Source organism: Sphingomonas qilianensis (assembly GCF_039614825.1).
Taxonomy (GTDB): domain Bacteria; phylum Pseudomonadota; class Alphaproteobacteria; order Sphingomonadales; family Sphingomonadaceae; genus Sphingomonas; species Sphingomonas qilianensis.
In genome coordinates this window covers 1-24283 of sequence record NZ_JBDIMF010000005.1, presented here as the reverse complement: position 1 = coordinate 24283, position 24283 = coordinate 1, and the positions used below count along the sequence as shown (strand labels likewise).

General features: G+C 65.0%; 20 protein-coding genes and 1 pseudogene. 11 read left to right on the top strand and 10 right to left on the bottom strand.

Annotation, left to right across the window (positions count from 1 at the left end; all coding sequences use genetic code 11):
- Positions 1-72: 72 nt before the first annotated feature.
- Together ABC969_RS11810 and ABC969_RS11805 are read right to left on the bottom strand one after the other, a co-directional pair.
- Complete coding sequence (locus tag ABC969_RS11810; protein WP_345865203.1) at positions 73-240, bottom strand: hypothetical protein; 168 nt, start codon at positions 238-240, stop codon at positions 73-75.
- On the bottom strand, positions 221-646 hold the full coding sequence (locus ABC969_RS11805) for an endonuclease domain-containing protein (RefSeq protein WP_345865202.1): 426 nt from the start codon (positions 644-646) through the stop codon (positions 221-223). Before ABC969_RS11805 ends, ABC969_RS11810 begins: the two co-directional genes overlap by 20 nt.
- 116 nt (positions 647-762) lie before the next feature.
- On the opposite strand from ABC969_RS11805, the gene hrcA reads away from it, so the two are divergent.
- The 3 genes from hrcA (at position 763) to ABC969_RS11790 (ending at position 3720) form a co-directional block, all read left to right on the top strand.
- Entirely contained in the window at positions 763-1812 is a 1050-nt protein-coding gene (gene hrcA / locus ABC969_RS11800) for a heat-inducible transcriptional repressor HrcA (protein ID WP_345865201.1), read from the top strand.
- Between the two features lie 24 nt (positions 1813-1836).
- Positions 1837-2385: a nucleotide exchange factor GrpE gene (locus tag ABC969_RS11795; RefSeq protein WP_345865199.1), complete on the top strand. Its 549-nt coding sequence runs from the start codon at positions 1837-1839 to the stop codon at positions 2383-2385.
- Positions 2386-2496: 111 nt separating this feature from the next.
- A complete protein-coding gene (locus ABC969_RS11790) occupies positions 2497-3720 on the top strand; it encodes a threonine synthase (RefSeq protein ID WP_345865197.1) in 1224 nt (407 codons plus the stop codon).
- A gap of 45 nt (positions 3721-3765) precedes the next feature.
- Here ABC969_RS11790 and ABC969_RS11785 read toward each other — a convergent pair whose 3' ends face one another.
- Entirely contained in the window at positions 3766-4233 is a 468-nt protein-coding gene (locus ABC969_RS11785; protein ID WP_345865195.1) for a vgr related protein, read from the bottom strand.
- 61 nt (positions 4234-4294) lie between these two features.
- Positions 4295-4744 (bottom strand): copper chaperone PCu(A)C, encoded by a 450-nt coding sequence (locus ABC969_RS11780; RefSeq protein ID WP_345865193.1) that lies wholly within the window; start codon positions 4742-4744, stop codon positions 4295-4297.
- Positions 4745-4911: 167 nt separating this feature from the next.
- Here ABC969_RS11780 and dnaK point away from each other — a divergent pair, with 167 nt between their 5' ends.
- The gene (gene dnaK / locus ABC969_RS11775) at positions 4912-6816 is read left to right on the top strand and encodes a molecular chaperone DnaK (RefSeq protein ID WP_345865191.1); all 1905 of its coding nucleotides are present in this window, start codon (positions 4912-4914) and stop codon (positions 6814-6816) included.
- Between the two features lie 156 nt (positions 6817-6972).
- Complete coding sequence (gene dnaJ / locus ABC969_RS11770; RefSeq protein ID WP_345865189.1) at positions 6973-8088, top strand: molecular chaperone DnaJ; 1116 nt, start codon at positions 6973-6975, stop codon at positions 8086-8088.
- A 391-nt stretch (positions 8089-8479) separates the two neighbouring features.
- On the opposite strand, the gene purB is transcribed toward dnaJ, so the two are convergent.
- Positions 8480-9796 (bottom strand): adenylosuccinate lyase, encoded by a 1317-nt coding sequence (gene purB / locus ABC969_RS11765; RefSeq protein ID WP_345865188.1) that lies wholly within the window; start codon positions 9794-9796, stop codon positions 8480-8482.
- 197 nt (positions 9797-9993) lie between these two features.
- On the opposite strand from purB, the gene ABC969_RS11760 reads away from it, so the two are divergent.
- The 4 genes from ABC969_RS11760 to ABC969_RS11745 all read left to right on the top strand — a co-directional run bounded on the left by ABC969_RS11760 (position 9994) and on the right by ABC969_RS11745 (position 14659).
- Positions 9994-10392 (top strand): EF-hand domain-containing protein, encoded by a 399-nt coding sequence (locus ABC969_RS11760; protein ID WP_345865186.1) that lies wholly within the window; start codon positions 9994-9996, stop codon positions 10390-10392.
- A 137-nt stretch (positions 10393-10529) separates the two neighbouring features.
- Positions 10530-10961 (top strand): hypothetical protein, encoded by a 432-nt coding sequence (locus tag ABC969_RS11755; protein WP_345865185.1) that lies wholly within the window; start codon positions 10530-10532, stop codon positions 10959-10961.
- A 45-nt stretch (positions 10962-11006) separates the two neighbouring features.
- Positions 11007-13328, top strand: a complete 2322-nt coding sequence (locus ABC969_RS11750) for a TonB-dependent receptor (protein WP_345865183.1) — start codon at positions 11007-11009, stop codon at positions 13326-13328.
- Positions 13325-14659, top strand: a complete 1335-nt coding sequence (locus tag ABC969_RS11745) for a PepSY-associated TM helix domain-containing protein (RefSeq protein WP_345865182.1) — start codon at positions 13325-13327, stop codon at positions 14657-14659. The genes ABC969_RS11750 and ABC969_RS11745 overlap by 4 nt, the downstream gene beginning before the upstream one ends.
- A gap of 120 nt (positions 14660-14779) precedes the next feature.
- Here ABC969_RS11745 and ABC969_RS11740 read toward each other — a convergent pair whose 3' ends face one another.
- The 3 genes from ABC969_RS11740 to acs all read right to left on the bottom strand — a co-directional run bounded on the left by ABC969_RS11740 (position 14780) and on the right by acs (position 20070).
- Positions 14780-16819 carry a M13 family metallopeptidase gene (locus ABC969_RS11740; protein WP_345865180.1) on the bottom strand — a complete coding sequence of 680 codons (2040 nt, stop codon included), beginning with the start codon at positions 16817-16819 and terminating at the stop codon, positions 14780-14782.
- A gap of 77 nt (positions 16820-16896) precedes the next feature.
- Positions 16897-18072 carry an endonuclease/exonuclease/phosphatase family protein gene (locus tag ABC969_RS11735; protein WP_345865179.1) on the bottom strand — a complete coding sequence of 392 codons (1176 nt, stop codon included), beginning with the start codon at positions 18070-18072 and terminating at the stop codon, positions 16897-16899.
- 57 nt (positions 18073-18129) lie between these two features.
- A complete protein-coding gene (gene acs / locus ABC969_RS11730) occupies positions 18130-20070 on the bottom strand; it encodes an acetate--CoA ligase (protein ID WP_345865177.1) in 1941 nt (646 codons plus the stop codon).
- 605 nt (positions 20071-20675) lie between these two features.
- On the opposite strand from acs, the gene ABC969_RS11725 reads away from it, so the two are divergent.
- Positions 20676-21026: a hypothetical protein gene (locus ABC969_RS11725; protein ID WP_345865176.1), complete on the top strand. Its 351-nt coding sequence runs from the start codon at positions 20676-20678 to the stop codon at positions 21024-21026.
- Positions 21027-21303: 277 nt separating this feature from the next.
- Here the strand turns inward: ABC969_RS11725 and ABC969_RS11720 are convergent, their stop codons facing one another.
- Together ABC969_RS11720 and ABC969_RS11715 are read right to left on the bottom strand one after the other, a co-directional pair.
- Positions 21304-21645: a hypothetical protein gene (locus ABC969_RS11720; RefSeq protein ID WP_345865175.1), complete on the bottom strand. Its 342-nt coding sequence runs from the start codon at positions 21643-21645 to the stop codon at positions 21304-21306.
- Between the two features lie 368 nt (positions 21646-22013).
- Entirely contained in the window at positions 22014-23387 is a 1374-nt protein-coding gene (locus ABC969_RS11715) for a helix-turn-helix domain-containing protein (RefSeq protein ID WP_345865455.1), read from the bottom strand.
- A gap of 244 nt (positions 23388-23631) precedes the next feature.
- Here ABC969_RS11715 and ABC969_RS11710 point away from each other — a divergent pair.
- Positions 23632-24283 (top strand): annotated as a pseudogene (locus ABC969_RS11710) (carboxyl transferase domain-containing protein); the annotation flags it as partial.

Sequence of the window (24283 nt, the reverse complement as noted above, 5' to 3'; positions counted from 1 at the left end):
GACTCTCCGTGGAATGATGTGGCAGGAGCCGTAACCAGCAGGGCGTGGCGTGTCACCCTCTGGCCTGCTACATTACGCCATCGCTTGTTCGATGACATTGCCCAGCACCACGAACACAATGATTGCTCCAAGGAACAACCAACCCATTCGTGGTTTCCAGCGGTTCAGGACGACGGCCGCTATCGGTAATCCGGCAAGGATAGCGATGGCTACTGCCAGATCAGTTACGGTTAGCGGCATCAGCACCCCTGATTGTCAGGTAACTTCTCCCCTCCCTGGAAGGGAGGGGCCGGGGGTGGGTCGAGGCACGCGCTGCCATAACCTCAAGGATACCCTCTACGACGCCCTCGACATTGCCAATGACATCGTTGTTCCAATATCGCAGTACATGCCAGCCGGCAGCCTTGAGATACGCAGTGCGAACAGCATCCTGCTCAATCTGCTCGGCATGGTGCCCGCCATCGAGCTCGATCGCGATACGAAGCGAGCGGCACGCAATATCGACGATGAAATGCCCGACGACGAGTTGGCGCGTGAACCGGGGCCGATGGGTGCGCAGATGAAGCCATAGTTTGCGTTCTGCCTCGGTGGCGGCATTGCGCAACGCGCGGGCATTGGCAGTGAGTTCGGGCGGGGTGCGTTGCATGGCTCTGCGATCATAATCCGCCGTGGCGCGGGCGGCTACCCACCCCCGACCCCTCCCTTTCAGGGAGGGGAGAAGGAGGCGTTGAGCCCGTCCGCGAAACCCCCCATATACCCGATATGACAGCCCCCCCGATCAGTGACCTGAACGACCGCGCGCGCGACGTTTTCCGTGTCGTGGTGGAAAGTTATATCGATACCGGCGCACCGACCGGATCACGCACCATCGCGCAACTCTCCGGCCTCAATCTCTCCCCCGCCTCGATCCGCAACGTGATGCAGGACCTGGAGGAACTGGGGCTGATTGCCAGCCCACATGCCAGCGCCGGGCGGCTGCCGACCGAGTCCGGCCTGCGCCTGTTCGTCGATGGCATGATGCAGGCGCTGGAGCCCAATGCCGAGGAGCGTTCCACGATCGAACGGCAGGTGTCGCAGCCGGGGCCGGTCGAAGCGGCGCTGGCGGCGACCACTGCGGCGCTCTCCGGCTTGTCGGCCTGTGCCGGGCTGGTGATGGTGCCCAAGCGCGAACTGGTGCTGCGCCAAATGAGCTTCGTGCCTTTGTCGTCGGACAAAGCACTGGCCGTGTTGGTCAGCGAGGATGGCACGGTGGAAAATCGCGTGATCGACCTGCCCGCGGGGGTAAACCCTGCCGCGCTGGTCGAGGCGGGGAATTACATGACCGCGATCCTCTCCGGCCTCACGCTGGAGCAAGCGCGTGCCAAGATCGAGCGCGAGATCGGCGAGGAGCGCGCGCTGCTCGATGCGGTGTCGCGCGTGCTGATCGAGCGTGGTTTGGCGGTGTGGAGCGAGGATGGCGATCGCCGCCCGGTGCTGATCGTGCGCGGGCAGGGGCGGCTCATTGATGCGGCCGATGCCGCGCAACTCGAACGGATCACCGATCTGCTCGATGATCTGGAGGGCAAGCAGGAGATTGCCGACTTGCTCGACAGCGCCAGCGCGGGCGATTCGACGCGCATCTTTATCGGCGCCGAAAACAAATTATTCTCGCTATCGGGCTCGTCAGTGATCGCCCGGCCGTTCCGCGGATTGGACGGTCGGGTGGTCGGCGTGGTCGGCGTGATTGGGCCGACGCGGTTGAACTATGCGCGCGTCGTGCCCATGGTGGATTTCACCGCCGCGACGCTCGCCAGACTGATGGGCCGCAGCTGAGCAAATTAGGATTTCAGGACCGACATGACCGAGCACGACACCGACAAGACCGAAGCCTTCGACCTGCGCGAAGAAACCGCCGAAGCAGCCCCTGAGCTGGCCGAGCACGATCGCATCGGCGAACTCGAGGCGCAGCTCGCAGAGGCCAAATCGGCGTTGCTCTATGCGCATGCCGAGCAGCAGAACGTGCGCCGCCGCGCCGAGAAGGAAGCCGCCGATGCCCGCGCTTATGCCGCGACGGCCTTTGCCCGCGATCTCCTGTCGGTTGCCGACAATCTCGCGCGTGGGCTGGAAGCGATCCCGGCCGAGTTGCGCGCCGACGAAAAGATGAAGGGGCTGGTCGCCGGTCTCGACGCGACCGGGCGCGAACTGGAATCGGTGTTTCAGCGCCACGGCATCATCAAGATGACGGTAATGGGCGAAACGCTCGACCCCAACCGCCATCAGGCGATGTTCGAACTGGCGAGCGATGAGAAGCCCGGCACCGTCGTGCAGGAAATGCAGCCGGGCTACATGATCAAGGATCGCCTGCTGCGCCCGGCGCTGGTGGGCGTGGCGAAGGCTGCCGGCTAAGCCGAGCTGTCATGCCGGACTTGTTCCGGCATCCACCGGGCCGCAAGACATTTAGCCGTTTCGGTCGCGGCGCAGTGGACCCCGGAACACGTCCGGGGCGACGGAGTATGAATGAATAGCAACATCACCGTCGATCGCCCGACCTTCGTCACGCATCTCGAATGTTCGCTGACCGGCGAGCGCTACGAGGCCGATCAGCTGCACGGCCTGTCGCGCGCCGGGCGGCCATTGCTCGTCCGCTATGATCTGGCGGCGATCAAGGCTTCCCTGCCCAAGGCGATGCTGGAGGCGCGCGAGACCGATCTGTGGCGCTGGCGTGAGTTGCTCCCGGTGCGGCAGACCAGCGATATCGTCAGCCTGGGCGAGATCGAGACGCCGCTGATCCCGCTGACCAAATCGGGCGGCGCCAACGTGCTGGTCAAGGACGAGGGGCGCTTGCCGACGGGGAGCTTCAAGGCGCGCGGGCTGGTGATGGCGGTGGCGATGGCCAAGGCCTTGGGCGTGACCAAGATCGCCATGCCGACCAACGGCAATGCCGGCGCGGCTTTGGCCGCCTATGCCACGCGCTGCGGGATCGAGACGATCATCTTCTGCCCGGACGACACGCCCGAGATCAACGTGCGCGAGATCGCGCTGCAGGGCGGGCGAGTGTACCGCGTCAACGGGCTGATCGACGATTGCGGCGCGATCGTCGCCAAGGGCGCGGCACAAGGCCTGTGGTTCGATTTCTCGACGTTGAAGGAGCCGTATCGGATCGAGGGCAAGAAGACGATGGGGCTGGAGCTGGCCGCGCAATTCGGCTGGAAATTGCCCGATACGATCTTTTATCCGACCGGCGGCGGCACCGGGCTGATCGGCATGTGGAAGGCGTTCGACGAGCTGGAAGCACTTGGCTGGATTGGGCCCGAGCGACCGCGCATGTTCGCCGTGCAGGCCAGCGGTTGCGCGCCGATCGTGCGCGCGTTCGATTTGGGGCTGGAACATGCCGAGCGCTGGGAGGATGCCGCGACCGTCGCGGCGGGCATCCGCGTGCCCAAGGCAGTGGGCGATTTCCTCATCCTGCGCGCGGTGCGCGAGAGCGGCGGCAAGGCCATGGCGGTGGGCGATCCGGCGATCCTCAAGGCAGTGGACGATGCCGCCAAGCAGGATGGCCTGCTGCTGTGCCCCGAGGGCGGCGCAACGCTGGCGGCGTATCGCGAGGCGCTGCGGCTCGGCTGGGTCGAAGCGGACGAGAGCGCGGTGCTGTTCAACTGCGCGACGGGGCTGAAATATCCCATGCCAGCGGCGGATGCCGTGGTGGACCGTTTCGCCGAGATCGATCTGGCGGCACTGTAAGCGCCCGCTCGCGGTGGGAGAGGGCACATTGTCCGTGTTGGCAGGTCAGTCCTGGCGCGTCCCGAACGGCAGGATGCTCTCGTACCGCTCGAGCGAGGGCGCGCCCGAGACGGCACAACCACAGCGCAGCAGGAAGGTGTGGCGGACGATCTCGGCCTGCTGCTCGATGCCATAGCGGTTGAGCGGCAGGCCGGGGCGGATGGCGTAATCGTAGCGGCAGAACGGATGGCGCTTGAGCGGCAGGATGATGCCGCGCTGATGCTGCCAGATATGCGTCATCTCGTGGATGAACAGCCCCTGGTCCGCCAGCGGCGCGGCGGCGAAATCGTCGCGATAGAGCGTGCCGTGCGGGTGGAAATGGATCTTGCCGCGGGGTGCCATCACGGTGTCGCGCGGTTGGAAGAAGGCCCATTTCTGCTGCACGATGCGCACCGGGGCATAATCGATCGCGCTGCCGAAAATGCCGGCGGCGAGCGTGATTTCGGCGGATGTAAGCGGGCGGGAGACGGTCATGGGCGCTTCTTAGCCCTCCCCCGCCTCTCGCGGGAGAGGCTCAGGACGCGAGCCGGAGAGTTCAATCTTCCGGCGGCGGGTCGCCCGCGGCGATCGCCAGCGCTTTGCGTTCGAAGCGCACGCCGTTGGAGAATTGAAACACCAATGGCACGATCGAGCCACGCTTGATCCCCGGATTCATGTTGAACAGCATCACGTGGCGGCCGCCAGGCGCGAACGTGACCGTCGCTTTCGCCGGTACCTTCACTTGGCCGATCGGCTTCATGCTGGCGGTCGATCCCGCCTGCATCGTCTGGTGCATCTCGGCGCGGATCGCCACCGTGCTGCCCACGCTGATCAGGGTCGCATCCGTCGCGCCGCCATGCAGCGTGAAATAGGCCGCCGCCGGATTGCCCTTCACCGCCGCCAGCCGGACATAGCCGTGATCGGCATCGAGCTTGGCTGGCGGGCTGCACGCGGCCAGCAGCACCACGGGCACCAACATGGGGAAAAAGACGGGCAAGGGACGCAAGGTGGGAATCTTCCGCTGGGGGAGGGATCAAGCGACTCTAGGGACGGGCAAATCTTGCGGCAAGCGAAAGCCCCCCTATATCGCCTTCAGTGACGTGCTGCGGCGCCAATGAAAATTGGTTCCGCAGCGCGCAGGCATTTTTTCAAACACGGGGACCCAACAGGACCATGGCTAAAGTAATCGGCATCGATCTCGGCACCACCAACTCCTGCGTTTCGGTGATGGAAGGCGGCAAGCCCAAGGTTATCGAGAACGTCGAGGGTGCGCGCACCACGCCGTCGATCGTCGCCTTCGCCAAGGATGGCGAGCGACTGGTCGGCCAGCCGGCCAAGCGCCAGGCAGTGACCAATCCGGAAAACACCATCTTCGCGGTGAAGCGCCTGATCGGCCGCCGCTTCGACGATCCCGTGACCAAGAAGGACACCGAGCTGGTGCCTTACAAGATCGTCAAGGGCCAGAATGGCGACGCGTGGGTCGAAGCCGGCGGCAAGGATTATTCGCCGTCGCAGATCAGCGCGTTCACGCTGCAGAAGATGAAGGAAACCGCCGAGGCGTATCTCGGCGAGACCGTCACGCAGGCCGTCATCACCGTGCCGGCGTACTTCAACGACGCACAGCGCCAGGCAACCAAGGATGCCGGCCAGATTGCCGGCCTCGAAGTGCTGCGCATCATCAACGAGCCGACGGCGGCAGCGCTCGCCTACGGGCTCGACAAGGACACCAACAAGACCATCGCGGTGTACGATCTTGGCGGCGGCACGTTCGACATCTCGATCCTCGAGATCGGTGACGGCGTGTTCGAAGTGAAGGCGACCAACGGCGACACGTTCCTGGGCGGCGAGGATTTCGACGACAAGATCCTGCGTTTTCTGGCCGACGACTTCAAGAAGGCCGAAGGCATCGACCTGACCAAGGACAAGCTGGCGCTCCAGCGTCTCAAGGAAGGCGCCGAAAAGGCCAAGATCGAGCTGTCGTCCGCCGCCACCACGGAAGTGAACCTGCCGTTCATCACTGCCGACCAGAATGGCCCGAAACATCTCGTCAAGACGATCACACGCGCCGATCTCGAGCGTATGGTCGAGGATCTGATCCAGCGCACGCTCGAGCCGTGCCGCAAGGCGCTCAAGGATGCGGGCTTGCAGGCGAACGGCATCGACGAGGTCGTGCTCGTCGGCGGCATGACCCGCATGCCCAAGGTGCGCCAGGTGGTGAAGGACTTCTTCGGCAAGGAGCCGCATTCGGGCGTTAACCCGGATGAGGTCGTGGCGATGGGTGCGGCGATTCAGGCCGGCGTGCTGCAGGGCGACGTGAAGGACGTGCTGCTGCTCGACGTGACGCCGCTGTCGCTCGGGATCGAGACGCTGGGTGGCGTGTTCACGCGCATGATCGATCGCAACACGACGATCCCGACCAAGAAGGCGCAGACCTATTCGACCGCCGACGACAATCAGCAGGCGGTGACCATCCGCGTGTTCCAGGGCGAGCGCGAAATGGCCGCGGACAACAAGATGCTCGGCCAGTTCGATCTGGTCGGTATTCCGCCGGCACCGCGCGGCGTGCCGCAGATCGAGGTCACGTTCGACATCGACGCCAACGGCCTGGTCAACGTGTCGGCCAAGGACAAGGGCACCGGCAAGGAGCAGCAGATCCGCATCCAGGCGTCGGGTGGCCTGTCGGACAGCGACATCGATCAGATGGTGCGCGATGCCGAGCAGTTCGCGGAGGACGACAAGAAGCGTCGTGCCGCGGCCGAAGCCAAGAACAATGCCGAAAGCCTGATCCACTCGACCGAGCGCCAGCTCGCCGAGCATGGTGACAAGATCGACGCATCGTTGAAGGGCGAGATCGAGGCGGCGATTGCCGAAACCAAGACGGCTGTCGAAGGCGGCGATCCCGAGGACATGAAGGCGAAGTCCGAGGCGTTGGGCCAGGTGGCGATGAAGCTCGGCCAGGCGATCTACGAGAAGCAGGCGCAGGAGCAGGCTTCCCCGGCGGCCGACGACGCCGAGGCGCCCAAGGAAGACGTGGTCGACGCCGAGTTCTCGGAAGTCGATGACAGCAACAAAGCGTAAAATTATGCGCTCAGTTCGTCATGCCAGCGAACGCTGGCATCTCAAGCGGCAAGGGAGCGCCCTTGCCGCACGAGACCCCAGCGATCGGGCACCCGGCAAAGTAGTACTTTGCCGGGACTCGTCCTGGGGTGACCGACCTGGGGGCGGGGGCCGAAAATGACCACCGAAGTCGATTTCTACGAACTGCTCGAGATCGAGCGGACCGCCGATGATGCGACGATCAAATCGTCGTATCGCAAGCTGGCGATGAAATACCATCCGGACAAGAATTCCGGCTGCAAGGATAGCGAAGCCAAGTTCAAAGCGGTCAGCGAAGCCTATGATTGCCTGAAGGACCCGCAGAAGCGCGCGGCTTATGATCGTTTTGGTCATGAGGCGTTCCGCAATGGCGGCGGGGGTGGCGGCGGCGCGCAGGATTTCGGCGGCTTCAGCGACATCTTCGAAAACATCTTCGGCGAATTCATGGGCGGCCAGCGCACCGCGGGCCGTGGCTCACGGCGGGGCGCGGATCTGCGCTACGACATGGAAATCACGCTCGAAGACGCGTTTCGCGGCAAATCGTCCGAGATCACGGTCGATGTCTCGGCCGTGTGCGACACGTGCGACGGTAGCGGTGCCACGCCCGGCACCACCGTCAAATCCTGCGCGACCTGCGCGGGGCATGGCAAGGTGCGCGCGCAGCAGGGCTTCTTCGTGGTCGAACGGACCTGCCCGGCATGCCACGGCCAGGGCCAGGTGATCGCCGATCCGTGCCGCGCCTGCCACGGCGAGGGCCGGGTTGAAAAGACCAAGACGCTGACCGTCAACATTCCCCCCGGCGTCGACGAGGGTACGCGCGTACGCCTGACCGGCGAAGGCGAAGCGGGCGCGCGTGGCGCACCATCGGGCGATCTGTACATCTTCCTGCATGTCGCGCGGCACACGATTTTCGAGCGCGAGGGCACCACCCTGTTCGCGCGCGCGCCGATCAGCTTCACCACGGCATCGTTGGGCGGCGAAATTACTATTCCCGGCGCGGATGGCGAGTTGCACGCGATCAAGATCCCGGCCGGCACGCAGTCCGGCCGCGAACTGCGCCAGCGCGGCGCCGGGATGCCGGTGCTGCAGGGCCGCGGGCGGGGCGATCTGGTAGTGCGGATCGAGGTCGAAACACCGACCAAGCTTTCCGCCAAGCAGAAAGAATTGCTCGAGCAATTCCGCGCGACCGAAAATGGCGACTGCAACCCGCAGACAACCGGCTTCTTTCACAAGGTGAAAAGCGCGCTGGGGTAAGAGTGGCTAGTCGGGCCGTAGCATGTCACCCCAGCGAAAGCTGGGGTCTCGAGCGGCTTGTCGCGCTTATGCCGCTTGAGATCCCAGCTTCCGCTGGGATGACGGCTATTGGTATCTGAATCTCGTGATCCCGGCCTTGTCCGCCCCCGTTGCAGGGGGCGGGCTGGGCCGATGGATCAGGCGGCGATGATCGCCCCGACCACCAGCGCTTGCGTCGCAACGGCCAGCATGGTGCTGACCACGACTTCAAAGTTACGCATGGTGAGGTCTCCGTGCCGGATGATGCCGGCACGGATCTATTTAAGAATTGTTGCGCGTTGTCGCAATTTTGTAACAAGTCATCGCACGTGCAGATTCTGCACGCGTGGGGAGAAGGTCCCGCCTTTCCGTTTTACGCCGCCCCGAACACCCGGGCGAAGATCGTGTCGACGTGCTTGAGATGATAGCCAAGGTCGAACTTGGACTCGATCTCGGCGCTCGAGAGCGCGGCGGTGACTTCTGGATCGGCCTTGAGCAGTTCCAGTAGCGAAAGCTCGCCATCCGATTCCCACACGCGCATCGCATTGCGCTGCACCAGGCGATACGAATCCTCGCGGCTTACCCCCGCCTGGGTCAGCGCGAGCAGCACGCGCTGCGAATGGACCAGCCCGCCCATCTTGTTGAGGTTCTTCTCCATCCGCGCGGGATACACGACGAGTTTGTCCATCACCCCGGTCAGCCGCTGCAGCGCGAAATCCAGCGTGATCGTGGCATCGGGGCCGATATAGCGCTCGACCGAGGAGTGGCTGATGTCGCGCTCGTGCCACAAGGCGACATTTTCCAGTGCCGGGGTGACATAACCACGCACCATGCGGGCGAGCCCCGTCAAGTTCTCGGTCAGCACCGGATTGCGCTTGTGCGGCATCGCGCTGGAGCCCTTCTGCCCGGGCGAGAAATATTCCTCCGCTTCCAGCACTTCGGTGCGCTGCAGGTGGCGGATTTCGGTCGCGAGCCGCTCGATCGAGCTGGCGATCACGCCCAGCGTCGCAAAGAACATCGCATGGCGATCGCGCGGGATGACCTGCGTCGACACAGGCTCGATGCTGAGCCCCAATTTCTCGGCGACATGCGCTTCAACCGATGGATCGATATTGGCGAACGTGCCGACCGCGCCCGAAATCGCGCAGGTCGCGACATCGGCGCGCGCCGCCACCAGCCGCGCGCGGTTGCGGGCGAATTCGGCGTGCGCCTGGGCCAGCTTGAGCCCGAACGTCACCGGCTCGGCATGAATGCCGTGGCTGCGCCCGATCGTCGGCGTCATCTTATGCTCGCGCGCGCGGCGCTCCAGCACCACCAGCAGCGCATCGATATCGGCGATCAGCAGATCGCTGGCCTGCGCCAGCTGCACCGCCAGCGCGGTGTCGAGCACGTCGGACGAGGTCATGCCCTGGTGCATGAAGCGCGCCTGATCGCCGACATTGTCGGCCACCCAGGTGAGGAACGCGATCACGTCATGCTTGGTCACCGCCTCGATCGCATCGATTGCGGCCACGTCGATCGTCGGTTGGGTATTCCACCACGCCCACAAGGCCGCTGCGGCTTCCTTCGGCACCACGCCCAACTCGGCCAGCGCATCGGTCGCGTGCGCCTCGATCTCGAACCAGATGCGGAAGCGGTTCTCCGGCGTCCAGATCGCGGTCATGTCGGGGCGGGAATAGCGGGGGACCATGTGCGGCGTTTCCTGGAGCTGGGCGCGGTTCGTCGCGCGGGGTTGGCAGAGTCGGGATGGGGCGGGCGTTAGCAGGGACGGGGCGTGTCGCCAAATCGCGACCATCCCCGCGGCACAGGGGTTGATGACATGAGCCTGCCCAGTGGGCGCGTCAGCGCCGCCCAGGCTTCGATATAGTCGAGATACGGAGACCGATGATGATCAAATATGTTGTGATGGCCAGTGCCGTGATGCTTGCCGCGCCCGTCCTCGCCCAGACGCAGGCGACAGCTCCCGTGACAGCTTCGGCACCAGCCCAAACCGCCGCCGCCACCGCCACGGGCGATACCGCCGCCGCCCCGGCCACCGCGGAGCAGATCACCCAGGTGGTGAACAGCGAATTCCCCACCTATGACAAGGACGGCGATGGCCGGCTGAGCAGCGCCGAATTCGGCGCCTGGATGGTGGCGTTGAAATCGGCCGGTGATCCCACCGCCAAGGCGGATAACCCGGCGACCAGGACATGGGTCGGCCAGGCCTTTGCCAGCGCCGATGCCGACAAGAACAAGTCGGTATCGAAAACGGAACTCACCGGGTTTCTTACGCAAGCCGGCTAACAAATAAGCAGCGAATACAAGGGGGCGTCGCACCAACGGTGCGGCGGCCCTTGCTCCGTCGTGCCGACTGCGCCACAGCGCGCGGCATGCGGTGGCGCCTCTTCTCGGCCGGTCTTGCGCCGAGGCTCCAGCGGGGGATGTTGGCCGCGGCCTTGTTGTGCGTGCTGCTTGCGCGCGCCGCGGTGCCCGCGGGCTGGATGCCGATGGCGACAGCGGACGGCATCGTGCTTGCGCCCTGCTCGGGCATGGGCATTGCCGCATTGCCCGCCGCGCAGATGCCGGCAGCGATGGCCATGCCCACAATGGCAGCCGACATGGCCATGCCCGGCGTGGCGGCGCATGTCGCGCATCAGGCCGACAATCAAGACAAGCGTCATCCCGATCCGGCCGGTGATCATCCCTGCGCGGGCGCCGGCGTGTCCGTGGCGCTGGCCGCGCCGCTGATCGATCTGCTCGCCGCGCCGGTGCTCCTGCCCGCCGCCGCGCCGGTCGCGCGGCTGACCCCGGCGATCGGTCGCGGGCTCGCCGCGCCGCCGCCCCCCGCCACCGGGCCACCCGTCCTCGTCTGAATCGTCCCGGCGCGATCGCGCCACGTTTCAGCCAAGGATCATACAATGCCACATTTCCAGGGCGCGCTGCGGCGCGCCGTCTGCCTGTCCGCGCTCCTCGCGGCAGCTCCCGCCCTCGCGCAAACGGCCGAGGGCGACGACATTCTCGTCGTCGGCCAGCGCGATGCCCCGATCGAGATCGCACCGCGCGGCCTCGCCGTCAGCCTGGGCGAGGAACAATTCGCCGGCGTCAACGCGGTCAACACCGAAGATCTGATCAAATACGCGCCCGATTTCTTCGTGCGCACGCGCTATATCGGCGACAACAATGCCGTGCCCGGTTTCCGCGGCACGCATAGTACGCAAAGCGCGCGCTCGCTGGTGATGGTCGACGGCTTCGTCGTGTCGAACTTCCTCGGCAATTCGTTCGCCTTCCCGCCCGCCTGGGGAATCGTCAGCCCCACCGAGGTGCGCCAGTTCGATATCGTCTACGGCCCCTATTCGGCGCGCTATCCGGGCAATTCGATGGGCGGCATCGTCAACATTTCCACGCGCGCGCCGGACCAGACCGAGGCGTTCGGCACGGTGCAGGCGTTCATCCAGCCCTATCGCCAATATGGCACGCGGCAGGATTTTCAGGGCTATGCCGCCGAAGCCGGCTTTGCGCTCAAGCCCGACAACAGCCCGTTCGGGTTCCGCGCCTCGCTGCGGCGGCTGCGCAACGACAGCCAGCCGCAGCAATTTTATCAGCTCGGCTATAGCGCCGCGTTGTACGACAATGCGGCGGGCGGCCCGGCGGTGACCGGCGGCTATGCCGATCCGGCGCTGATCCCGGTTGGTGGCAAGACGGCGGTGGTGATCGGCGATTATTCCTCCGTTGCCACGCGGCAGGATCAGGCGCGGGGGCAGCTGCGCTTCGATTCAGGCGATGTCCATGCCGAGGCGCTGTTCACCTATTGGTGGAACCGTGAAGAGACGCTCAATCCGCAAACCTATCTGCGTGATGCGGCAGGCAATCCCTTTTACGGCGATGCCAGCGGCCGGGCGAGTATCGGCGGCCATACCTATCTGCTCAATGCGGCGACCAGTTACCGGCTGGGCATCGCGCAGAAGGACGAATGGCTCGCCGGGCTCAAGCTGGAAGCGCCGCTGCTCGATTTCGACACGCGGCTCAACCTGTCCACGCTGCGTTTCGCGCAGCAGCGTTCGCGCCAGTCCAATGGCTATGCCGCGGGGATTGCCAACGGCGCGGGGCAATTGACCGAACAGGGGCCGACCGGCTGGTATACCGGCGATCTGCTCGCCACCCGCACCTTCGGTGCGCATGAACTGGCGATCGGCACCAATACCAATCTCTATGAGACCGACCAGAGCGTGTTCGATACGGTCAACTGGCGCGCCGCCACAGGCCGCACGCCACGCACGCGTACTTTCGGCCGCACGCGGACGATCGGGGTGTTCGCCGAGGATGCCATCGGCATCGGCGCGGAGACGCTGCTGACGATCGGGCTGCGCGCCGATTGGTGGCGCGGCTTCGACGGCGGGCTGACCGCGCGCGCGACCACCGGCGCCGCCGCCGGGCAACTCGTGACGCAACGATATGCCGCGCGCGGCGACAGCGCGATCAGCCCCAAGCTGGCGCTCAAACGCACGCTTGGTGATGGCTGGGCGGCCGAGCTGAGCGTGGCGCTGGCGACACGCTTCCCCACCGTGGGCGAGCTGTTCCAAGGGTCGCTCAACGGCGATGGCACGTTCAACGTCAACAGCTTCGATCCCAATCTCAAGGCGGAAAAGAGCCGCGATGCCAATCTGGTGCTGCGCAAGCGCTTTGGGCCGGTGACGATGACCGGCAGCCTGTTCTACCAGCGCATCCGCGATGCGATCTTCAGCTATACCGGGTTCAATGCGGCCGGCGTGTCGAGTTCGTCGTTCAAGAATATCGATGTTACGCGGCAATATGGCGCGGAAGTGATCGCCGAGGCGAAGGACTGGCCGGTGGACGGGCTGGACGTGGACGCCAACGCCGCCTGGCTCGATGCGGTGACGGTGCGCAATGCCGGTGACCGCGCGTCGGAAGGCGTGCAATTCCCGCGCATCCCGCGCTGGCGCCTGAACGGCAATCTGCGCTGGCGCTTGCTGCCGGCGCTGCAGGGCGTGGTCGGCGTGCGCTATGCCAGCCGGCCCAATACCGATCTCGACGGGCTGCAGCGCGGCGACGCTTACGGCTATACCTCCGAGCTGTTCGCGCTGGACGTGAAGGTCAATGTGGATGTGGCGCAGAACCTGCGCGTATCGGCGGGGATCAACAATCTCACCAACGATCGCGCCTGGGTGTTCCATCCCTATCCGCAGCGCACCTTCCTGATCGAAGCGGGGATCAAGCTATGAGCGTCAAGGCCCCCGGCACGCGCTGGTACAATGCGGTGTGGCGCTGGCATTTCTATGCCGCGATGCTGTGCGTGCCGTTCGTCCTGTGGCTCGCCACGACTGGCGCGCTGTACACCTGGAAGCCGCAGATCGAGGCCTGGCTCGATCGCCCGTATCACACGCTGGCGACAGCACCCGCGGTCAGCGCCGATGCGCAGGTCGCCGCGGCGCTGCGCGCGGTGCCCGGCGCCCGGCCGCACAAATATCAGCTGCCGCCAGCGCCGGGGCAGGCGGCGCGGGTGATCGTCGGGGCGGGGGGCGAGGAGACGCTGGCCTATGTCGATCCCGCCACCGCCGCCGTGCTGAAGACGGTGCCGGTCGAATCCCGCCTGATGCGCGTGATCTTCCACCTCCACGGCGATCTGCTGATCGGCAATCCCGGCTCCTATCTGGTCGAGCTCGCCGCGTGCTGGGCGGTGGTGATGCTGCTCACCGGCCTGTATCTGTGGTGGCCGCGCGGGCGGCGGGGGCTGGCCGGCGTGGTCTACCCCCGCCTGGGCGGCGGCAAGCGGCTGTTCTGGCGCGATCTGCACGCAGTGTCCGGCATCTGGGTGTCGCTGCTCGCACTCGGGCTGATTCTCACCGGGCTGCCCTGGGCCAAGGCCTGGGGCAGCTATTTCAAGGAAGTGCGGCAGATCACCGGCACGGCGGACGGACCGGTCGACTGGCCGATCGGTCGCCCGCCGGCGGGCGCGCGCGCCATGCTCGGCGATCATGCCGAGCATGGCGGGATGGCGATGGCGCACGTGCTGGCGCCGCCCGGTGCGCTTGATCGGGTCATCGCCACGGTTACGCCGCTCGCGATCGCCCCGCCGGTGCTGATCGCGCCGCCGGCCAAGGCGGGCGGCATGTGGACCGTCACCTCGGACGCGGCGGACCGGCCGCAGCGCACGCAGCTGACGGTCGACGGCGCGACCGGCGCGGTGCTGACGCGGCGTGATTTCGCAGAGCGGCACTGGATTGATCGCGCGGTCGGCTATGGCATCGCAGCGCATGAAGGCGCGTTGTTTGGTCTTGCCAATCAATTGCTCAGCACGATCACCGCGCTGTTGCTGGTGCTGCTGGCGGTGTCGGGGACGGTGCTGTGGTGGCGGCGGCGGCCGGTCGGGCTGCTCGGCGCGCCGATCCCGCTGTCGCGACCGCGCTTCGGCGTGGTGTTGATCGGCGCGGTGGTGGCGCTGGGGGTGCTGCTGCCGTTCTTCGGGCTCAGCCTGGTGGTGGTGCTGATGGCCGAGCGGTTTGCGCTGCGGCGTCTGTCGCTCGGGCGGTGGCTGGGGCTGCGCACTGCCTGAAAAGGCCGGGGCGGGAGTGAATCCCGCCCCGTCGGCCGATCGCTGCGCGTCGCCGGCCGGCCGATCGCGTGTCGCTTCGCGCACCGGCGATTAGCGTGACGCCAATCGCCTCGCTCCGGCTTACCAGATATGCACGCGCTCGCTCGGCGCGAGATACAGCTTATCCCCCGGCTTTACGTCGAAAGCGGCATACCAGGCATCCACGTTCCGCACGATCCCGTTGACCCGGAAGAACGGCGGCGAATGCGGATCGGTGAGCAGCCGGGCGCGCGCCGCGCCTTCCCGCAGCTTGCTCTGCCACGCCTGCGCATAGGCCAGGAAGAAGCGCTGATCGCCGGTCAGCCCGCCGATCACCGGCGCCTTGCCGTGCACCGCCTGATACTGCTGGTACGCGGCATAGGCCGTCTCGACCCCGCCGAGATCGCCGATATTCTCGCCCAAGGTCAGCTTGCCGTTGATCTTGGTGCCCGGGATCGGCTCATAGGCGTCATACTGCTTGGCCAGCGCCGCGGTGCGCTCGGCAAAGGTCTTGCGTGCTTCCGGCGTCCACCAATTCTCGAACTTGCCGGTGGCGCCGAATTGGCTGCCTTGATCGTCGAACCCGTGGCCCATTTCGTGGCCGATGATCGCGCCGATCGCGCCGTAATTGACCGCCGCATCCGCCTTGGGATCGAAATACGGCGGCTGCAGGATCGCGGCGGGGAAGGTGATCTGGTTGGCCAGCGGGTTGTAATAGGCGTTCACCGTCTGCGGGGTCATCTCCCACAAGCCGCGATCGACCGGCTTGGGCAGCCGCGACAGATCCAGCTGATGCTGGAAGTCGCCCGCGCGCATGGCGTTGCCGACGGGATCGTCGCGCACGATCTTGAGGGTGGAATAATCGATATAGTTGACCGGATGGCCGATGCGCGGATCGAACGCGGCGAGCTTGGCCAGCGCCTGCGTCTTGGTCGCCGAATCCATCCAGCTATTGGCCTTGATACGCTGCTGATAGGCGGCGCGCAGATTGGCGATCAGTTCGGCCATCTTGGCATCGCTCTCGGGCGGATAATGCCGCGCGACATAGATCTTGCCGACGGCTTCGCCCATCACGCCGTTGACCAGGGCGATGCCGCGCTTCCAGCGCGCGCGCTGCGCCGGCTGATCGTTGAGCGTCTTGCCGTAAAAGCCGAACGTGGCCTCATCGAACGCCTTGGGCAGCACCGGTGCGGCGGCCACTGCGAGGCGGAACTTCATCCAGTCCTGCCAGGTCGAAACGGGCGTGGCGTTATAAATCTTGCCGAGCGCGGTCAGCGCGGTCGAATTGGTCATGTAGACGATCGGCAGGCCGCCATAGCCCGCCGTCTTCAGCATCACGTCCCAATCGAAATCGGGTGCCAGCGCCTTGCGCCCGGCAGCGTCCATCGGCTTGAGCATGGCGAGCAGATCGCGTGATTGCTCCGGCGACCATTGCACCTTGGCCATCGCGGTTTCGAGCGCGACGATGCGGTCCGCCTTGGCCGCGGCATCGGCGATGCCCGACAACGTCAGCATGCGTTCGACATAGGCGCGATAGGCGGCGCGATAAGCATCGTATTTGGCGCCGGGGAGCAGATAATAATCGCGCCCGCCCATGCCCAGGCTGCCTTGGCCGGAAGCGACAGCATAGGTGGCGGGGTTGGCCGGGCTGGGCAGCTGGCCCATCTCGACCGGGCTGGCATAGCCGGGCGTGGAGAACAGCATCTGCAGCTTGGTCTTGTCGTTGGCCGCATCGATCTTGGCGAAATAGGGCTTGAGTGGCGCAGCGCCGCGGCGTTCGATCCCCGCTTCATCCATGAAGCCGGCATAGAGATCGCCGAACTGCTGCGCCCCCGGCCCGGTCGCGGCGGGGTTGGCGGCGGCATCGGCGAGGATCTGCTTGACCTGCAATTCGGCCTGATCGACCAGCTTGACGCTGGGACCGGCCGAGGTGCGATCCGCGGCGATCTCGGTGCGCGCATCCCAGCCGCCATTGGCGAAGGTCCAGAAATCATCACCCGGCTTCACCTCGGCCTTTTGCGCGGTGAGGTCGATGCCGAACGTGCCGTATACCGGCCCGGCGGCGGTCTGCGACAGCGCAGGGATCGCCGTAGCGAGCGCGACGACGGCGGTGGAAAGCCGGACGATGGCGGAAATACGCATAGATGCCCCTCACTTGGTGTTTTACCGTTACGTAGCGGTGCGGCGGCCCGCTCGCAATCGGCAAACGCGCCGCCGGATCACGGCTTGGGCGGCTTGGCCACGTCCGCTTTGCCCGCGGCGATCGCGCCCAGATATTGTTCGCTGAAATCGGTGGCGATCTCGATCCACAGCGGATGATGATCGGACATCTGCCAGGTGCGCCACTTCTTGTAGAGCGCCTCCGGCGTCTTGGCCTTGGCCGTGGAATCCTTTTCGAGATCCTTCTTGGGCAGCGCGCCTGCATAGAGCGGCAGATCGGCGTCGGTGAACACATCCTCGAAGATATCGACCATGCCGCCGCCCAGCACCTTGAAGCGCGCATCCTTCACGCGCACCGCGATCTGATCGTAGAAATGCTGGCCCAGCTTGCGCACCTTCTTGCCGTCAATCTCCGGCGGCACGACGAAGCCGTGCGATTTGAGCGCCTGCATCGTCTTGTGTTCGGGGCTGACGACGTTGAAATCGCCCAGGATGATGTAATTCTCCACCGGGCGGTGATTGGCCGCTGCGCGTTTGCTCGCCTTGTCCTGACGATCCGCGAAAAACGTCACCAGCGCCTCGATCTCGGCAATGCGCTGATCGAGCGCCGCGCCGGAGGCCGCGCCATAATAGAGATGCGCGGTGCACAGGCTGAACTGAAACCAGCCGGATTGGAACGCGACGAGAAACGGGCTGCGTGCGAATTGCAGATGCTGTTCCTGCTTGGTCACCGGGGTGGTGCCGGCCTCCATGCTGGCGGGCGGTTTCACGTTCTTTTCGGCGACGATCAACTGCCCCTGCGGCAGCACGATTTCGCCCGCGACACGGCGGAAATGCACTTTCTCGGTGTTGTAGACGAACACCATGCGCTCACCATTGCCGCCCGATCCTTCGGTGATGTCGGTGGCGATATAGGTCCATTCGCGGCCGAGTATCGCCATCACGCGCTCCAGCGCATCCATATCCTCATTCACTTCCTGCACCGCGACGAGATCAAACGCGGCGATCATCTCGGCGATGTAATAGAAGCTCTCGGTGCGGCGCGGGCCGAAGCCGAACTTGTTCGAATCGAAGTCGCGGATATTCCAGGTGGCGAGCAGCAAGGAAGACTCCGACTTGCGGTCGCGCAGCGGTTGCAATCGGGCGCGGATCTTGAGTAATCGATCGGCACAATGCTTGGCGCCGTCTTCATCCGCGCCAAAGGCCCGGCGCAATCCTGCATACATGTTCGACACGGCAGACCCTCCCCGGTTGCGATTGACTGGCGCTATAGCAGAATGTCGCGCCGGATATCAGGCCACGCGCTGCGCCACCAGATCATCGACCACCGCCGGATCCGCCAGCGTGCTGGTATCGCCCAGGCTGGACACATCACCCTCGGCGATCTTGCGCAGGATGCGGCGCATGATCTTGCCCGAGCGCGTCTTGGGCAGGCCGGGCGCGAATTGCAGCTTGTCCGGCGCGGCGATCGGGCCGATCTCGGTGCGCACCCAGTTGATCAGCTCGGCGCGCAGCTCGTCGCTCGCCGTCTCACCCGAATTGAGCGTGACATACGCATAGATGCCCTGACCCTTGATCTCGTGCGGCATCCCGACCACCGCCGCCTCGGCCACCCTGGCGTGCAGCACGAGCGCAGATTCGACTTCCGCCGTGCCCATGCGATGCCCGCTGACGTTGATCACGTCATCGACGCGCCCGGTGATCCACCAATAGCCATCTGCGTCGCGCCGTGCGCCGTCGCCGGTGAAATATTTGCCCGGATAGGTGCTGAAATAGGTCTGGAAGAAGCGCGCATGATCACCCCACAAGGTGCGCATCTGCCCCGGCCAGCTCCGCGCGATGACCAGATTGCCCGAGGTCGCGCCGGTCAGCACCTGACCCTCGGGATCGACCAGTTGCGGGTCGACGCCGGGCATCGGCGTGGTTGCGCTGCCCGGTTTCAGCGCCGTCGCGCCGGGCATCGGCGCGATCAGCGCGCCGCCCGTCTCGGTCTGCCACCAGGTGTCGATGATCGGGCAGCGCCCTTCGCCGACCACATCGTGATACCAGCGCCACGCCTCGGGATTGATCGGCTCGCCGACCGTGCCGAGCAGTTTCAGCGAACGGCGATCGGTGGCGTGGACGAAGCCGTCACCGTCCTTCATCAGCGCGCGCAGCGCGGTCGGCGCGGTGTACAATGTGTGCACCCGATGCCGATCGACCACCTGCCAGATGCGGCTGGCATCGGGCCAGGTCGGCAGGCCTTCGTACATCAGCGTCGTCGCGCCATTGGCCAGCGGGCCGTACAGGATATAGCTATGCCCGGTGACCCAGCCGAGATCGGCGGCGCACCACCACACGTCGCCGGGGCGATAATCGAAGCACCATTCGTGCGTCAGGCTGACCCACAATAGATAGCCGCCGGAGCTGTGGAGCACGCCCTTGGGGCTGCCGGTCGAGCCCGAGGTGTAGAGGATGAACAACGGATCCTCCGCGCCCATCGGCTCGGCCGGGCAGGTGGCGGGAACATCGGCGACCGCGTCGTGATACCAGACGTCGCGGCCATCCTGCATCGCGACGTCGCCGCCGGTCGCCCGGACGACGATCATCGTCTGGAGCGCGGGCGCGCGCGCGGCGGCGGCATCGGCATTGGCCTTCAGCGGGATGCGCTTGCCGCCGCGGCGGCCTTCATCGGCGGTGACCAGGATGGTCGAATCGCAATCGGTGATGCGCCCGGCGAGCGCCTCGGGCGAGAAGCCGCCGAACACGACGGAGTGGATCGCGCCGATCCTGGCACAAGCGAGGATCGCGAACGCCGCCTCGGGGATCATCGGCATGTAGATCGTGACGCGATCGCCTTTCTTCGCGCCCTGCGCCTTCAGCACGTTGGCGAAGCGGCAGACCTCGGCATGAAGCGCGCGATAGGTGAAGCGGCGGGGTTCCTCGGCGGGGTCGTCGGGTTCCCAGATCAGGGCGAGCTGATCGCCGCGCGTGGCGAGATGGCGATCGAGGCAATTGGCGGCGACGTTCAGCTTGCCATCGGCGAACCAGCTGATGTGGAAATCGGCTTCATCGAACGACCAGTCACCGGCGATTTCGGGGCGCTTGATCCAGTCGAGCCGGCGCGCCTGTTCGAGCCAGAAGCTGCCCGGATCGGCGAGGCTGCGACCATAAAGCGTGTCATAGCCGGCAGCATCGAACCGGGCGTGATCGGCCCAGGCCGTGGGGACGGGATAGATTTCCTGCTCTGACATCGCGCTCTCCTCCGCGCCTACCTTTTGACGGCGGCGGGGGCGGGGTGGCAAGCCCGGCGTCTCGAAAAATCGCGACTGGCGGCGGCGCGAATGTTGAGAATGTTGAGACGGTGGCGCTGTTTTGCGGCGGACGCGCCGGCAACGCTACCGCGACGCCACGGCGACCCGACGGCCGCGCGCCACGGACGCAGCGCTTTCGCGCCGGGCAGGCGACGGGGCGCTGCCGTGGTGGCGGCGGGCGGGCGACTCGACGGCATCAAAGAACAGCTTGAGCATGTCATGACGGCGTTGTGTAGGACAGCGGCTTTTTGCTTCCGTTGAGCTCGCCGCTAGCGGGTTCCCGCTCGCAGCCATTTGTTGCCCGACTGCGGCTCATCAAGCATGCGCTGTCATCTCCGCTTGAGAAGGATGGCTCGACGCGTCCCGATGTTATGGAATCGGATGACCTTCCGCCATGCTGGCATACATTCCATCAGGAGCAATTCTGCCAAAGCGGCGTCGAAGGCACCGCGACAGTCCAGCAGGTCTTAGAATCAGCTTAAAACTATGACATGATATCACTGCCAAGGGATAGTCTTGCGGACGACAAGCATAAGGAGATCGAAATGAGCATATGTTTTACAGAGCATTGGGTCCTTGATTGTGGTCCGGGTAGCGGATGCATGATGTGGGAAGGCGAAGATGGGCAAGTCTTTTACTGGAGTTGTTCCTCAGCCCATGTTGTAACGGCACGCAAAAAAGTACCGGACGGTCAGCGACTAATTTCCGATTTTTCGCAGCGATTTACACTTTGCTACAACGATGTCGACAGTTCGGAGATTGCAGATACCGTGGTCGACTTAACGGGTCGTTCAGTTGTCGTTCGGCCAGGCCAGGATTTGCAAAAGCGGTCGCTCTGCCAGACCGGCACTTTATACGAGCTGCTGGAAGCAAGCGGCTTAGCGCTGGAAGATTAGCTTCTCCTGAACCATCGTCCCGGGGCGGCTCACCAAGCGATTCGGGGCCGTGAGGCGTCTCGCCGGTGGTTCAGTGGCGGCATACCGGTGATTGGATCAGCAGCACCCGGTCCGCCGGGCGGAAGAGCAACCGACTATTTTCGCACGGTACTGATCATCACGCGCAACCTTCGAAATTTTAGGCGCGCAGCTTTTGATCGTGTCAGGTATCTACTTTCCTGATCTCAGACGAACAGAATGAATGACCTGGGTATTTGATTGAAACAATGGGTCGCAATCAGCCGCAACGCCGCTGCGGCGCAAGGCTGCCGGTAATCTTGCCATTATAACCAAGAATGTCGCAGGCTTTACGACGAAGATACGCGTCATGCTGCCGTGTAAGCGTTCCGCCATCCTGCCGCAGGAGTGACTTTGCTTCAACCGTCAACGCTCTCGCCCGCTCCAGCTTGTCCTTTGCCATCGTTGGCGTTTCCGCAGATGGAAAAGCGTTCAAGCCGTCCAAAATTGGCTGGTCGGTGCTGTAATTGGGTGCGTTCATACCGATGCCCCCCACGGATGTTTGTGCGGCTGCCGAGGCCGCCGTCAATCCTGCCAGAAGTACAATAAGCAGCTTTGCCATGGTAAGCTTCCTGTCAGCCATCCTAGGGCCAGTGCTTCAAAAGTGCACTGCATCCTAATTATCCTGTGTGTTCGTGCCACGCAAGTTCGATCAAAATAGAAATTGGTTCAAGAAAAGCAACGCACTTTTTCGCAACCTTCAACGGCTACGGCATCCGCTATTCGGCACGACGATTTGACAAAATGGTCAAGCAAAAGCGGGATTATGGCTGTCCTGATTATTAGGGATCCGTGCCGATAGGTTCGCAGGACGCCAGCATATCTGACGCGCCCAGGTGAATGACGCCCCTTTATGGAAGTAGTACGGCGGCCGGCCTGCTGGCGGCCGCTATATTACGCTTGCAGTCGATACACCTCACGGCGCGCCCGCTAAATCACCCGGTACGGCACCGTGCCGCGCACATCCGGGTTCACCGCAATCCCGCGATCCGCCGGCGGAAACGCGCGCTGGTCGCAATCGTCGCGCGGGCACAGGCGGCAGGAGATGCCGATCGGTGTCGCCTGGGCGGTGCGGTCAAGCGCGTCGGCATAGACGAAGTCGCCGGCATGCTCGGCTTCGCAGCCCAAAGTCACCGCGTAGCGGCGCGGGGTGCGGGTGAAGCTGCCCGAGGGTTTGACGAGGCCCTTGGCCATCGACACGTAGCGCACGCCATCCGGTGTTTCGGCGAGCTGCACAGCGATGCGATCGGGGATGGCGACGGCTTCGTGGACGATCCACAAGGGGCAGGCGCCGCCGAAGCGGGCGAACTGGAAGCGCGTGGCGCTGTGCCGTTTGGTGATGTTGCCGGCCATGTCGACGCGGCAGAAATAGAACGGGATGCCCTCGGCGCCGGGGCGTTGCAGCGTGGACAGACGGTGACAGGCCTGTTCGAAACTGACGCCGAAGCGGCGGCACAGGCGATCGATATCGTGGCGTGTCTCGCGCGCGGCGGCGCGGAACGCGGCGTAGGGCATGGTCAGCGCGCCGGCGGCGTAATTGGCCAGGCCGATGCGCAGCAGATTGCGCGCGGCGTCGCCGTCCAGCTCGGCGGTGGCAACGATCGCTTCGATCTCGCTGGCGAAGGCGATCGCGGCCAACCGGTGCGCGATCTGGAAGCGGCGGCTTTCGGCGGGCATGGCGGCGTCGAGCACCAGCGTGGTGCCGTCGAACTGCGCGAGCGGGCCGGCAACGCGGTCGCTCGGCCTGATCGATACGCCGTGACGCTCGAGCGCTGCCGCCAGCATGTCAGGATCGCCGCCTGGTGCCAGCGCTTCCGCGGCCCGATCGAGCGCATCGACATAATTGCCGGCGTCATGAAACCAGTCACGCACCGCTTCCCATGGCTTGCGCCCGCCGCCGCCCGAGCTCGTCTGTTCCTCAACCATCTGCAGCCGCTCCTCCGCCGCGCGCATCGCGCCGTGCAGCGCGATGAAGCGATCGGCGAAATCGGGGCGTTCCTCGGCGAGGCGGGCGATGATGTCGGCGGTGGGGGGCGGGGGGAGCAGCGGATCGGCCAGCGCCTGGCTCAGCCCCGCGAGGCGCATGGCGGGGGCGGCGTTTTCCAGGCCGACCAGGGCGCCGGGATGCTGGCGGCGCACCGCGGCGATCACGGCGGGCGTGAGCGGACGGACGCCGCCTTCGAGTTGCGAGAGATAGCTGACGGAGACGCCGAGGCGCACGGCCATGGCGGCCTGGTTGAGGCCGGCGGTGTGGCGCAGCGCGCGGAGCTGTTCGCCGGCGTAGAGGCGGGTGGGGCGGGGGATCCTTCGTTGCTCCTAATGTCGTCACCCCGGACTTGTTCCGGGGTCTGCCGCGCCGCAAATCGATGACTTCGACTGCATGGCACGGTGGACCCCGGAACAAGTCCGGGGTGACGCCGTATGTCTGTATCGGCGCTGGGTGTTTCGCGGCCTTACTTCGCAAAGCCTCGCTTCGCAACTTCGCAAGTTCACATTTGCAAATGCGCCGCGCAGCGGGGAGAGAGGCGGCGCACTTCCGGAGAACCGCATGTCCTCGACCATTGCCGAACTCGAACGCAAGCGTCAGGCGGCACGGCTGGGCGGCGGGGTGCCGCGCATCGCCGCGCAGCACGCCAAGGGCAAGCTGACCGCGCGCGAGCGGCTCGATGTGTTGCTCGACGAGAATTCGTTCGAGGAGCTAGATATGTATGTCGAGCATAATTGCATCGATTTCGGCATGCAGGAGCAGATCATTCCGGGCGACGGCGTGGTCACCGGGTCGGGCACGATCAACGGTCGGCTCGTTTTCGTGTTCAGCCAGGATTTTACCGTGTTCGGTGGCTCGCTTTCCGAGCGGCATGCGCAGAAAATCTGCAAGATCATGGATATGGCGCTGAAGGTCGGCGCGCCCGTGATCGGGCTGAACGATTCCGGCGGCGCGCGCATCCAGGAGGGCGTGGCGTCGCTTGGCGGCTATGCCGAAGTGTTCCAGCGCAACGTGCTGGCGAGCGGCGTCGTGCCGCAGATTTCCCTGATCATGGGGCCCTGCGCCGGTGGCGCAGTCTATTCCCCCGCGATGACGGACTTCACTTCATGGTGAAGGATTCGTCCTACATGTTCGTCACCGGCCCAGATGTAGTGAAGACCGTTACCAACGAGATCGTCACGCAGGAGGAGCTGGGTGGAGCGGTGACGCATAC